Source organism: Amedibacillus sp. YH-ame10 (genome assembly GCF_053848885.1).
Genome location: NZ_JBSPFA010000050.1, coordinates 1 through 12,098, shown reverse-complemented (window position 1 = coordinate 12,098; position 12,098 = coordinate 1). Strand labels below are relative to the sequence as shown.

General features: G+C 34.1%; 13 protein-coding genes and 3 tRNA genes. 14 read left to right on the top strand and 2 right to left on the bottom strand.

What is annotated here, in order from left to right; all coding sequences use genetic code 11:
* The first annotated feature begins 241 nt into the window (after positions 1–241).
* The gene (gene mreB, locus ACWG42_RS14460; RefSeq protein WP_455793271.1) at positions 242–1,213 is read left to right on the top strand and encodes a rod shape-determining protein MreB; all 972 of its coding nucleotides are present in this window, start codon (positions 242–244) and stop codon (positions 1,211–1,213) included.
* A 21-nt stretch (positions 1,214–1,234) separates the two neighbouring features.
* On the opposite strand, the gene ACWG42_RS14455 is transcribed toward mreB, so the two are convergent.
* A complete protein-coding gene (locus tag ACWG42_RS14455) occupies positions 1,235–2,116 on the bottom strand; it encodes a DMT family transporter (RefSeq protein ID WP_455793270.1) in 882 nt (293 codons plus the stop codon).
* Positions 2,117–2,432: 316 nt separating this feature from the next.
* On the opposite strand from ACWG42_RS14455, the gene ACWG42_RS14450 reads away from it, so the two are divergent.
* The 7 genes from ACWG42_RS14450 (at position 2,433) to ACWG42_RS14420 (ending at position 9,044) form a co-directional block, all read left to right on the top strand.
* Entirely contained in the window at positions 2,433–3,665 is a 1,233-nt protein-coding gene (locus ACWG42_RS14450) for a tetratricopeptide repeat protein (protein ID WP_455793269.1), read from the top strand.
* A 157-nt stretch (positions 3,666–3,822) separates the two neighbouring features.
* Complete coding sequence (gene ftsX / locus ACWG42_RS14445; protein WP_455793268.1) at positions 3,823–4,731, top strand: permease-like cell division protein FtsX; 909 nt, start codon at positions 3,823–3,825, stop codon at positions 4,729–4,731.
* A gap of 16 nt (positions 4,732–4,747) precedes the next feature.
* Entirely contained in the window at positions 4,748–6,277 is a 1,530-nt protein-coding gene (locus ACWG42_RS14440) for a coiled-coil domain-containing protein (RefSeq protein WP_455793267.1), read from the top strand.
* Positions 6,278–6,352: 75 nt separating this feature from the next.
* The gene (gene mutY / locus ACWG42_RS14435) at positions 6,353–7,405 is read left to right on the top strand and encodes an A/G-specific adenine glycosylase (protein WP_455793266.1); all 1,053 of its coding nucleotides are present in this window, start codon (positions 6,353–6,355) and stop codon (positions 7,403–7,405) included.
* Between the two features lie 2 nt (positions 7,406–7,407).
* Positions 7,408–7,974: an NUDIX hydrolase gene (locus ACWG42_RS14430; protein ID WP_455793265.1), complete on the top strand. Its 567-nt coding sequence runs from the start codon at positions 7,408–7,410 to the stop codon at positions 7,972–7,974.
* 91 nt (positions 7,975–8,065) lie between these two features.
* On the top strand, positions 8,066–8,794 hold the full coding sequence (locus tag ACWG42_RS14425; RefSeq protein WP_455793264.1) for an aspartate kinase: 729 nt from the start codon (positions 8,066–8,068) through the stop codon (positions 8,792–8,794).
* 58 nt (positions 8,795–8,852) lie between these two features.
* Positions 8,853–9,044, top strand: a complete 192-nt coding sequence (locus ACWG42_RS14420) for a hypothetical protein (protein ID WP_455793263.1) — start codon at positions 8,853–8,855, stop codon at positions 9,042–9,044.
* Positions 9,045–9,072: 28 nt separating this feature from the next.
* Here ACWG42_RS14420 and ACWG42_RS14415 read toward each other — a convergent pair whose 3' ends face one another.
* Positions 9,073–9,270, bottom strand: coding sequence for a hypothetical protein (locus ACWG42_RS14415; RefSeq protein ID WP_455793262.1), 198 nt, complete (start codon positions 9,268–9,270; stop codon positions 9,073–9,075).
* 95 nt (positions 9,271–9,365) lie between these two features.
* On the opposite strand from ACWG42_RS14415, the gene ACWG42_RS14410 reads away from it, so the two are divergent.
* The 6 genes from ACWG42_RS14410 (at position 9,366) to ACWG42_RS14385 (ending at position 11,815) form a co-directional block, all read left to right on the top strand.
* The gene (locus tag ACWG42_RS14410) at positions 9,366–10,352 is read left to right on the top strand and encodes a LolA family protein (RefSeq protein ID WP_455793261.1); all 987 of its coding nucleotides are present in this window, start codon (positions 9,366–9,368) and stop codon (positions 10,350–10,352) included.
* Positions 10,352–10,684 (top strand): type II toxin-antitoxin system PemK/MazF family toxin, encoded by a 333-nt coding sequence (locus tag ACWG42_RS14405; protein WP_455793260.1) that lies wholly within the window; start codon positions 10,352–10,354, stop codon positions 10,682–10,684. The genes ACWG42_RS14410 and ACWG42_RS14405 overlap by 1 nt, the downstream gene beginning before the upstream one ends.
* 121 nt (positions 10,685–10,805) lie before the next feature.
* Positions 10,806–10,881 (top strand) — tRNA-Asp (locus tag ACWG42_RS14400).
* A 20-nt stretch (positions 10,882–10,901) separates the two neighbouring features.
* Positions 10,902–10,977 (top strand) — tRNA-Asp (locus ACWG42_RS14395).
* 3 nt (positions 10,978–10,980) lie between these two features.
* Positions 10,981–11,054 (top strand) — tRNA-Gly (locus ACWG42_RS14390).
* A gap of 218 nt (positions 11,055–11,272) precedes the next feature.
* Positions 11,273–11,815, top strand: coding sequence for a CDP-alcohol phosphatidyltransferase family protein (locus ACWG42_RS14385; protein ID WP_455793259.1), 543 nt, complete (start codon positions 11,273–11,275; stop codon positions 11,813–11,815).
* Positions 11,816–12,098 lie beyond the last annotated feature (283 nt).

Genomic DNA, 12,098 nt, shown 5'->3' with positions numbered 1-12,098 from the left:
GTGACATATTACAATATATTACGATATATAATTACAACAAATTTGACAAAATTTATACAAAAAAAGCCTTTGCTTATAGGCTATATACAAATTTATTTGAATTTTAGCTGTCAAACTCCCGTGTATGAATATTTATAGAAATCGAAACAAAAATGAAAAAAATTTGGTAATATTTAGTAATTTTTTCAAAAATATGATATATTAGTATCGATATGCATGATATGCTGAAAGAAGGTCCCTGATGGTAAGAAAAATAGGAATTGATTTAGGTACGACAAACCTGTTGATTTGTGTTGATAATAAAGGAGTCATCGTCAATGAGCCATCCATTATTACAGTGGATGCATCAAGCAAAAAATGTATTGCAGCTGGAATAGATGCACGCGATATGTTAGGACGTACTCCTAAGAATATGATTTGTATTCGTCCTTTAAAAGATGGAGTAGTTGCGGATTTTGAGGCAACTGATATGATGTTGAATTATTTTTTAAAGAAATGTGATTTGAAAGGCATGTTTAAGAAAAATGTAATCTTAATCTGTCATCCAACAAAAATTACATCCGTGGAAAAAAATGCAATACGAGATTGCGCGTATCGTGCAGGTGCTAAGAAAGTATATTTGGAAGAAGAACCAAAAGTTTCTGCAGTAGGTGCTGGTCTTGATATTGGAAAAGCAAGTGGAAACATGGTATTGGATATGGGTGGAGGAACAACGGATATCGCAGTATTGTCCTTAGGAGATATCGTTTGTTCAACATCCATTAAAACAGCAGGAAATCGTTTGACTTCTGACATAATCGAAGGAGTTCGTGTACTCAAAAAAATGTACATCGGAGAACAAACAGCAGATGAAATTAAGAAGACAGTTGGGGATGCACTGATTGCGAAAAAACCAATTACTATGATGATTTCTGGGCGTGATGTAGAATCAGGTTTGCCTCATTCTATTGAAATCAATAGCAATGAAGTAGAAGGATTTATACGTGGAAGTTTACAAGAAATTGTACATGCCACAAAAACAATTCTAGAAGTCACTCCTCCTGAGTTGGCTGCAGATATTGTACTTCATGGATTGGTGTTAACTGGTGGAGGAGCCTTATTGAAAAATTTGGATCAACTCCTTAGAAATGAATTAAAAATACCTGTGTATGTTGCGGATAATGCATTGAATTGCGTTATTGATGGCTGTAACATCATGTTGAAAAACCTATAATAAAATAAGTATCTCTAGAATTTATTGGAGATACTTTTCTTTTTGCTTTTCTGCTAATGTAATGATCACAAGTGATGACAAAATCACCATACATCCGATGATATTTAAGAAAGTGATACGATTATGTAATAACAAAACACCAGCTATAATAGATGTGATTGGTTCAAATAGACAAAATAAGGAAGCAGTAGAAGGACCAAGTTCTCGTATTCCAAGTTGTAAGAGTACAACACCAAGGAAGGAAGATACAATGCTTAATAAGATAAGGATAAAATAGGCTTGCATAGGAAGTTGAAGTGTAATAGATGGTACAAAGATATGATACGCAACCGTTTCAAACACTGTGAACAATGCCATGTAGAAGGAAATCAAATATGGATTTTGTTTCGTTAAATGTTTCTTTGAGAGTTGTACCATATAAAATGCATACGCAACTGCAGAAGTAATTGCTAGACAAATCCCCAGTAAACTTCCTGTTTCCTTTGTATCAAAGAAACAAAGCGTACCAATTGCAGCCAGTATGAGTGCGAACACTTTGCTGCGTCCTAGTGTTTCCTGATATACAAGATAGCACAATAATGAAACGCATAAAGGATAGAGGAAATGTAGTGTAGTCGCCATTCCAACATCAATGTATTGGTAGGATGTAAACAACAAGATTGTAGTAAGTCCACTACCAAAAATCGCAATGATAGCTGTATGTTTCAAATCTTGTCTTTGTATATGGAGAGAGATTTTCTGTGATTTCATAAGTACATATAGGATAGGTAGAACGAAAAGTGAACGAAAGAAAACAATGGTGATGGAACTAATGCCATAGGCATATACCCAAGATGCTAATATTGGTGTAATCCCAAATAATATCGCTGATATAACTGTGTAAATAATTCCCTTAGTACGCATGTAAAATCTCCCTTGTGAAAGTTATTATATACCATAAAAGAAATTGTGAAAAGTCTTCTTTTCTAGGAAAGAAATTGAGATGACTATACACCAAATTGGTAATGTAAAAAAATAAAAGATATTTTAAGTGATTCGTATTGTAATTCGTTTTAATCTGTGCTATTTTTATTCACGTAGGCGTAATTCATAAGGGGGCCTAAAGTGGGTGTTTCATTTATTTTTACAAAATATAATGAGGAGGAGAGAACATGGAACGTGTTTTGAAGAGTTATTGTTTGGCTGACAGTAATATCATAGACACAAAGAAGTTGTTTTTATGTTCAAAACGTTTTGGTGTATGGAAAAATTAGAGTACGTAGGTCCTTATATTTCTTATACCATCCAAAATAAAAAAATGTTACCTAGTGTTGTTTGTTCGTACGCAGGTATATCTTACATGGAATTGAATAATATCCAAAATGGAAGATTTGAAGCGCATCCGAATACATTAAAGAAAATCTGTGATTATATCGGTATTGATTTTATATCTTTGTTTAAAAAGCAGGAGAAATACAGAAAATTATTAGATGATGCTTTTCATGTGCTTACATATGATATCATAGATGAACAGAAACAACTTATGAAGAAATTGGATGGTGTTGATTTTGAACATTCGATTTTATTTCCTGAGTATTTGTTAATAAAAATTATGTATCTTGGAATGAATGATCCCTTAAGTGAAGAGTATGAACATTTATTGGAAGATTTATCGCTTTTTGTGAATGTGTTGAGTCCGGACTATAAGGGGCTATACTATATTTATAAAGGAATTTATTTTAGAGAAAGAGAGCTTTATGATAAATGTGAACAATTCTTTTTGATAGCTGATAAAATATCTCCATTTTCCTACCGTGAATTGTTGTATCAGCATTTTGGTTGTCTTTGTTATTATCAAAATCGATATGTAGAATCTCTAGATTACTACAATAAAGCATTTGAACTTTATGAAAAGAAGTGGAATATTAATCGCATGCTTTATACAATATGTTCAATAGGTTTTACGTATATTGGTATGCGCTGTTTTGAACTTGCGGAAAAACAGCTTCTGAAAACTTTAAAATTAGCTCAACAATACAAGAATGATTATGTAATATATAACTGTTACTTTAATCTATGTTATACACGTTTTTTGATGCGTGATTATGAAGGATGCGTTCGTTATGGCTTGAAAGTGCAAAGTTCCAATGAATTTTCACCACAACTGTATTTATTTCTTGCCTATTCATATGCAAAGCTTGAGAATTTTGGAGAAGCGGGATTATGGGCAGGTAGAAGAGAACAGATGGATCCAAACAGCTTTTGTCACAAAGCTTTACTATATGTAAAGAAAATATTTGATCGACAAGAAGATGATACGGAATATTTAGAAATGCTATATAGGGAACTTCCTGGAGATTTAAAAGAAATGAAAATCCTCCTATTGGAAGATCTTTCCAACATTTATCATGAAGTAGGAAATTTTGAAGATGAAAATAAAATGTTACGTGAAATCATACGTATTATGCTGTAATAATCATGGTCTAAGGCTATGATTTTTTTTTAGTGCTTCTACTTTAAAAATTATTACAAAACTTTAAGGATTATAAGAGGAATGTAAGGCCTTTATACCTTTACATCCCTCATTTTGTAAGGTATCATATAAGTGGTTATTTAGAAAGAGTTGAACTATGAAAAAATTATATCGTTATTTTAAATTTTATATAAAAACGACCTTCAGAAATATAACACGTCATCTAGGATTGACGTTTTCAGCGTCTGTTGCAGTATCCATTACATTGATTCTTATATCTGTTTTTTCACTCATTAGTGCAAATCTAACAAATATGACGTTCCATATCGAAGATCAAGTAACAATACGAGTTTCTATCGATAATATTGTGAAGGATGATGCTATTACACAACTACAAAATACGATCGAAAGTATAGAAAATGTCAAAAGTGTCACGTATTCTAGTGGACAGGATGAACTGAATGCCTATAAAGAAGAATACCAAGGAGAAAACAGTTTGTTTTCGATGTATGATGGAGAGAATAGTCCTGTTCGTGATGCGTTTATCGTAGAAGTAAATGAACCAAGTAAGATTGAAAATGTAACGAAGTCAATTAAAAATACGGATGGAGTATTCTCCGCAGAATATGGTGGAAGCTCAACTCAAGATTTATTAGCTGGTGCAAAAATGGTGAGAGATGGAAGTATTGTGTTCATTGTGTTCTTAATCCTAATTGCAGTGTTCTTAATATCAAATAAAATTAAAATGTCTATTTATACAAGAAAAAATGAGATTGCAATCATGCGTTTTGTTGGGACAAGTAATTGGAGTGTCAAGTTTCCAATGATGTTAGAAGGTATGTGTATTGGTTTCTTTGGAGCGGTTGTTCCAACAATCCTTACCATTGCTGGGTATCAATATTTATATTCATTAACAAAGGGTGAAATGATGTCGACAATGATTCAGCTGTCTCCAGTATATCCATTGACAATACAAATCTCTTTATTAATGATTGGAATTGGAGTGCTGGTCGGATTCTTTGGTGGATTTTTATCTACTACACGTTATTTACGTTGGAAGCGTTAGAAAGGAGCGAGGGATTATGAGAAAGAAAAGTATAGCGTTTGTTCTTGTGGGTTCCATGTTGGTTGGGAATCTAAATTTAATATTTGCCCAAGGCTTTGAGGGGCGCGAAGATCAAATGAATAAGAAATGCGCAGTTGTTACAGATAAAGCAACATTAAATGAATGTATTCAATATAAAGAATACTTACAGAATAAATCGAAAGATTTAGATAATCAAATCAGTGATATTAAAAACCAAGCGAATGATTTACAAGGTGATATCAATAAAATGTCGAGTGCCATTACCGAAAACAACAGTGTAATTCGTGACTATAATGGCCAGATTTCTTCTATTCAAGCGATTATTGATTCAACACAAGCCAATATTGATGAACTTAATACTCAAATTGAAAAGAAACAAGCAGATATTTCAAAGCGTGATGAATTGATGAGAAAGCGTTTAGTGGAGATGCAAGCATATGTAGGCAGTAATAATTATATAGACTTCATTATGGGATCTACTGGATTTTCAGATTTATTAAGAAGAACACAAATTGTTGGGGAATTGAATAGTTATGAAAATGATCAAATCAAAGCAATCCAACAAGAAAAACAGAAACTTAATGAAGATAAAGAAACGGTGGAGGTTCAAAAAGGGCTTTTAGAAATACAGGTTCAAGACATTGACAATAAGAAAAAAATCGCGGAAGCATTAAATGAATCTAATAAATCTTTAATTGCGAGCTATCAAAATAAACAAGCGGATTTAAACGCTGCTGCAATCGAAAGAGAAATGCTTTCTTCTTCTATCAAGTCTTCTCTTCCAACCATTAGTACAACTATTCCACCAGAACTTGGTGGCGGAGGTGGTAACAACTCTGGAAGTGGTAATGGAAATGGTGGCGGCAATGGAAATGAATCTGAAGGTGGGAATGAGAATGGTGGAAACACAGGTGAAGGAGATAACGGAGGCAATACAGGTGAAGGAGATAACGGAGGTAATTCAGGTGGAGATACCGGTTCAGGGTTAAGTTCTTATCTTATGAGCCCTATGTCTAGAAATACTTGGAACTATTACTATGGAACTTGGCAGTATCCTGGAGGCGGTCTTCATCTTGGTATGGATATGAGCACCGGAACAACGACAAGGATTCCAATAGTAGCACCTGCGGCAGGAATCGTTTTAACAACGTATAGCGGTTGTGCTGAATATGGAAGCTTAGGTAGTACTTGTGGTCTTGCATGGGCTGGAAACGCCGTATTGATGGCAGTACAGTTGTCTAATGGACAATCCTATGTCATTGGTATGTATCACATGTATGCGCCAAGTGTAAGCCCTGGACAAATCGTTACACAAGGTCAACAAATTGGATTATCAGGAAGTTCTGGGAACAGTGGAGGTCCACACTGTCATATAGAAATGACAAGTATGGGAAATATGTCCTTACAGGAAATTGTAAATACATGGAATGCAAATAAAGATGTGTCCTTTGGTTTAGGATGGACATACGCAAATGCCTGTGGAAGTGCACCTTGTCGTGTACGACCGGAAAATTACTTCCTATAAAATACATATAAGGTAAGTCATGGAAACATGGCTTTTCTTTTGTATCCAACATAGAGAGTATGGTATAATTTCGCTATGATAAAACAACATGATAAACAACTATTTACAACACAATTGCTAGCGTGGTACAAACAACATGCTAGAATTTTACCTTGGAGAGAAGACAATAGTGCCTATCGTGTCTGGGTAAGTGAAATTATGCTTCAACAAACTCGGGTAGAAGCAGTAAAACCATACTTTGAAAGATTTTTATCTGCCCTACCAACACTACAAGATTTAGCCTGCGCAGGTGATGATGAACTCGCAAAGTTATGGGAAGGTCTTGGATATTACAATCGCGTTCGTAATATGAAAAAGTGTGCTCAACGTTGTGTAGAAGAGTTCGATGGACAACTTCCAAACACATCTACATTGTTAAAAACATTGCCAGGTATTGGTGATTATACGGCTGGTGCAGTAGCTTCCATTGCCTATGGAGAAAATATTCCTGCAGTGGATGGAAATGTATTAAGAGTATTTACAAGAGTCTTGGTTTGTGAAGATGATATCCTAAAAGAAACAACAAAAAAGAAATTTCAGAATATTATACAAGACTATATGCCTGAGGGAAGAAGTGCAGATTTCAATCAAGCGTTGATGGAATTAGGTGCGTTAATCTGTGTTCCTAATGCCGCTCCTCGCTGTAATATCTGCCCTGTTAGTGATCAGTGTCTAGGATATCAAAGTGGACAAGCGCAACGCCTTCCAAACAAGACACAAAAGAAGAAAAGAAAAATCGAACAAAAAACAATTCTCGTACTAGTGAATGGTGAACATATTTACTTACAACAACGACCCAAAGAAGGATTACTCGCAAATCTTTATGAATTTATGAATTACGAAGGCTTTTTGAAAAAGAAAGACCTACAAGAACATATAAAAGGAATTAAAAAAATTACAAAATTACCAAATGCAAAACATATCTTTTCTCATATTGAATGGCATATGCACGGCTTTTTCGTAGAGGTAGAGCATATGAGCCAAGAAGGTATTTGGTGTACAATGGAAGATATTAATCATCAATACGCCATTCCTACGGCTTATAAAGTATATCGAGAGGCTCTTGTAGAATGGTACAAGGAGAAATGAGTATGGATTTAATTGAACAACTAAAAGCATATGTTCCCTATAATGAACAAGAAGAAGCTGATCGCAAAGTAATGTTAGAATATCTACATGACTTTCAAAATGTTTACGAAAGAGAAAATCACTATGGGCATATCACATGCTCACCTTGGATTGTCAACAAAACCAACACCAAAGTCTTAATGATTTATCATAACATTTATGATTCATGGGGATGGTGTGGAGGACATTGTGATGGTGATAAGGATGTAATGAATGTTGCTTTGAAAGAGGGAATGGAAGAAACAGGATTAAAAAAATTAATCCCACTACAAAGCAGTATATTTTCCATAGAGATATTGCCAGTTCCACCGCATAAGAAAAAGGGAAACTTCATCTCTTCTCATGTTCACTTAAACGTTACGTTTCTGTGTGTTGCGGATGAAGAAAGCGTCTTGCGTATCAAAGCGGATGAGAACAGCGGTGTTCAATGGGTTGAACTTTCTCAAATCAATCAGATAGTAAGAGAAGAAGATATGAAACCAGTCTATCAAAAGCTTGTAGAGAAAAGCATAGCGTTCTTCAAAGATTAAAACGAACATAGTTAGCTATGTTTTTTTTAGGCAAAAATCTTCACAACTACATATTTTATGCATATTGTATAGAGAAATGCGGGGTTAAATAATGAATATAAAAGTCATGAAATTTGGAGGAACTTCCCTTAGAAATGAGAAAACCAGAAAGCATGTATATCGTCATATATTAAAGAATATTGTAAACCATAAAGTCGTAGTGGTTGTATCTGCTATGGGAAGATATCCAGATACGTACGCAACGGATACTTTATTGTCTTTAGGAAGTGAATACCTAAGTAAAGAAGAACGTGCTAGATTGGTTTCCATGGGCGAACAAATCTCAGCATTAAAAGTTTGTAGTGAATTGTTGGAGCTAGGAATAAGAGCCTTTGCGCTTCCTTTTTTTAGTTGTGGTATCTTAACCGATGAAAACTATGAGTACGCAAAGGTGTTAAAACTAGATAACAAAGAAATTAAACATAAGCTACAAGAATATGATGTCATCGTAGTAAGTGGTTTTATAGGTATCTCTTATCATGGTAATGTAACCACGCTTGGAAGAGGTGGAAGTGATTATAGTGCAGCATTATTCGCAGATATGCTTGATTTAAAAGAAGTAGAAATCTATACGGATGTAGATGGAGTATACAACGTAGATCCCAAATTAGAAGATTGCGCAATTAAGTATGATGTATTAAGCTATGATGAAATGTTAAATATGAAATCTAGAGTTCTACATGATCGTTGTGTTAATTACGCAAAGGAACATCAAATAAAAATTTATTTAAAGGGAACATTTTCCAATGGAGAAGGCACATTGATTCAAAATCAGAATTAAGAAAAATGTGCGTTTTATAAACTGATAAATGTGCTATAATAACAACGAGGTGATTCCTATGAAAAATATAATTTTAGTTAGAAATCTAAAAGACAAAGAAAGCGCAAAAAAAATCGAAAGTGCACTGTCTGAAACAAGAACAGATTTCGAAATTGATTTAGAAAGACAGTGTGTTGTAATAGAAGGCAACTCCGATATGGTATCAATCGCAAGGAAAGTTATCACAGATTTAGGATTCTTATTATTGTAAACCCAAACAGCTCAGGCTGTTTTTTTCTTTATCTAATGTGTTCATCTTTGAACAATAAGATATTTATGAAGGCGGACGCCCCAAAGATAAAAGCATATATTTTTTCAATCCATAGTTTACTATGAAGAAAATCATATAGGATATCAAACCCTAGTAGTACATGAAAAGCATAATTGATACTGCATATAATTGTTAATACTAAACAGAATTTTTGTAACTTACTCATTTTCATCACCTGCTATAATCTATGAAATTGAAATGGATTTATGAATGATTTGTCAGGGTACAGCATAAATTAGGATGAGATGAAGGGAGATACCTATGAAGACAAAGATTATTGCAGGAATTGGAATTGCAGTATTGGTGATTGGTCTTTTGTTTGCGATAAAACCAAAATCATTCGATAAGCAATTCGATAAGAAAATGTCAAATATGAATTCATACATCCTGTCTGGCAATATGGAAATTACGAAAGGAGAAGATGTAAAGACTTACGCAGTAGAAGTTGGATACAAAAAAGACGACAAAGATTTATTCAAAGTAACAATTACCGATAAAGAATTAAACCAACAACAAATTATCCTACGTAACAAAAGTGGTGTCTATGTAATAACACCTAGTTTAAATCAGATATTTAAGTTTGAGGGAGATTGGCCAATGAATTCTCCCAAGCCTTATCTGTTACAATCCATCGCATCAATTGTAAAACAAAAAAATGCGAACATAAAGAAGGAAAGTGATGGATATCTTGTGAGTAGTAAAGTAAGCTATCCAAATAATAAGGATTATGATCATGAAGAGATCATGTTTGATAAAGATGCAAAAGTAAAATGGCTTCAAATTTATAATAAAGATAATAGTGCACAGTTAAAGATTGTATTCACAAAATCGGATTATGATGCGACTATCAAAGATGAATACTTTAAAGCCCCAACAACCATTGAAAAGAGCGCATCATCATCCGCAATTAATGAAGCGGATTTGCCTTTATATCCAGTTATGGTATACAACTCAACCTTAACGAATACATCCACAATGGATATCAATGGAAGTGTGAAGCATGTGCTAGAGTATACAGGTGATAAAAATTTTACAGTGGTTGAGATGAAGCGAACAAGTGCAGAGGAAACACAAACTGTTATTATGCCAGGTAAAATGATAGATGCTCTTGATGTCGTAGGGTTTTATGATGGAAATCATATGAGTGTAATCTATGATAATGTTGAATTCACTGTATTTTCAGAAGATCTAGGTCCTGATGAAATGATGGAAGTAATCAATAGCATGCAGGTTGCTGTGATGAAATAATGATAAGAAGAGGAGATGTATACTATGCAGATTTATCTCCAGTTGTAGGCAGTGAACAAGGGGGAGTAAGACCTGTTGTAGTCATACAGAATGACAAAGGGAATCGGTATTCAAAAACAGTGATAATAGCTCCAATATCTAAGAAGATGAGCAAGCCACCCATTCCAACTCATGTGATATTCAGTGATCATTCATTAAGCTATGTATCTATGATCTTATGTGAACAACTTCGTACAATAGATAAAAAAAGATTAGGTCAATGGATCTGTACATTAGATGAAGAAACCATCAAAAAAATCAACCACGCTATACGTGTAAGTTTAGATATTTAGGAAGTGCAAATAACGCACTTCTTTTCTATTATAAAAAATTTTAAAAAACGAAAATAAGGACTTGTCAATATATGCGAAACATGGTATTATATACAGGCACTATGATGAAAATAGTCAAAATGGTCCAGTGGTGTAGTGGTTAACATGCCTCCCTGTCACGGAGGAGATCGTGGGTTCGAGTCCCATCTGGACCGCCATTTTGAATTTTACATTTTTTGGTCCAGTGGTGTAGTGGTTAACATGCCTCCCTGTCACGGAGGAGATCGTGGGTTCGAGTCCCATCTGGACCGCCATTTGCAGATGTAGTTCAATGGTAGAACACAGCCTTGCCAAGGCTGATACGGGGGTTCAATTCCCCTCATCTGCTCCAGTAAAAACCTCGTACACTCATAATTGAGTGCATTTTTTATATATAAGGGCATGAAAGCTATGTATCTTAAGGGTATAAGGGTGTTCATGTCTTTTTTGTATGTAGGAGGAACGAGGATTGAAATTATTATGAGTATAACTTTTGATGATAAGAAAGTGTCAAATAATAATATGGCTATTAGATTTAAAACAAGGTATAATGTACTTATAAATTAGAATTTGTGGGGTGATTATATCAAAAATTCGGCTAATGTCATCACATGTTCGCGTATTGTATTTGCAATTCTAATAGTTAGTTCTCCGGTTTATTCAGCTACTTTTTGGTTGTGCTATTTGTGGTGTGGCATTAGTGATATACTCGATGGTTTTCTTGCCCGAAAGTTAGGGCAACAAAGTGCAGTAGGAGCTAGATTAGATAGTATTGCCGATTTTGTTTTTGCGATTGCAATTCTCGTTGTTGTAGCAAAAAACATTCATCTCCCTATGTATCTATGGTGGTGCATTGTTACAATAACATTTCTACGGTTGATTAGTTATAGTATTGGTTTTTATAAATATCGTACATTTTCATCGCTACATACTTTGATGAATAAAGTCACTGGTGCTTCTATCTTTACATTTCCGATACTCAATATTTGTTTTGGGCTTGATTTTGCAGCAATTATGATATGTATTGTGGCTTTTCTTTCTTCCCTTGAAGAAATGGCAATTATGATAAAATCAAAAGAGTTAAACTGTGATATTAAAAGTATATTCATGTGATAACTTTAAGTTTGTTAACTGTATTACAAGCATGATTAGATATTTGTTATCATTTAATAACGAAGGCTTTGCTAGGTAAAACGTTCGTCTTTATAGTTTAATATGTTAAAAACGAGGTTTTTGAAGAACCCACCTCATCTGCTCCATCAACATAACATACAAGAGGCTGTAACGAATAAGAAACAGCCATAACATAAAAAAACACGTCAATCTCATAAGAGGAAGACGTGTTTTTTTGGTATAATTTAACTATGGAAAACAACAATGTGTTAGAGTCAAATTA

Bases quoted from the DNA above. Each gene is read 5' to 3' on its own strand.
- ACWG42_RS14425 (WP_455793264.1), top strand. From the start codon at position 8,066: ATGAATATAAAAGTCATGAAATTTGGAGGAACTTCCCTTAGAAATGAG.
- ACWG42_RS14405 (WP_455793260.1), top strand. From the start codon at position 10,352: ATGATAAGAAGAGGAGATGTATACTATGCAGATTTATCTCCAGTTGTA.
- ACWG42_RS14410 (WP_455793261.1), top strand. From the start codon at position 9,366: ATGAAGACAAAGATTATTGCAGGAATTGGAATTGCAGTATTGGTGATT.
- ACWG42_RS14420 (WP_455793263.1), top strand. From the start codon at position 8,853: ATGAAAAATATAATTTTAGTTAGAAATCTAAAAGACAAAGAAAGCGCA.
- ACWG42_RS14415 (WP_455793262.1), bottom strand. From the start codon at position 9,270: ATGAGTAAGTTACAAAAATTCTGTTTAGTATTAACAATTATATGCAGT.
- ACWG42_RS14440 (WP_455793267.1), top strand. From the start codon at position 4,748: ATGAGAAAGAAAAGTATAGCGTTTGTTCTTGTGGGTTCCATGTTGGTT.
- ACWG42_RS14430 (WP_455793265.1), top strand. From the start codon at position 7,408: ATGGATTTAATTGAACAACTAAAAGCATATGTTCCCTATAATGAACAA.
- mutY (WP_455793266.1), top strand. From the start codon at position 6,353: ATGATAAAACAACATGATAAACAACTATTTACAACACAATTGCTAGCG.
- mreB (WP_455793271.1), top strand. From the start codon at position 242: ATGGTAAGAAAAATAGGAATTGATTTAGGTACGACAAACCTGTTGATT.
- ftsX (WP_455793268.1), top strand. From the start codon at position 3,823: ATGAAAAAATTATATCGTTATTTTAAATTTTATATAAAAACGACCTTC.
- ACWG42_RS14455 (WP_455793270.1), bottom strand. From the start codon at position 2,116: ATGCGTACTAAGGGAATTATTTACACAGTTATATCAGCGATATTATTT.
- ACWG42_RS14450 (WP_455793269.1), top strand. From the start codon at position 2,433: ATGTTCAAAACGTTTTGGTGTATGGAAAAATTAGAGTACGTAGGTCCT.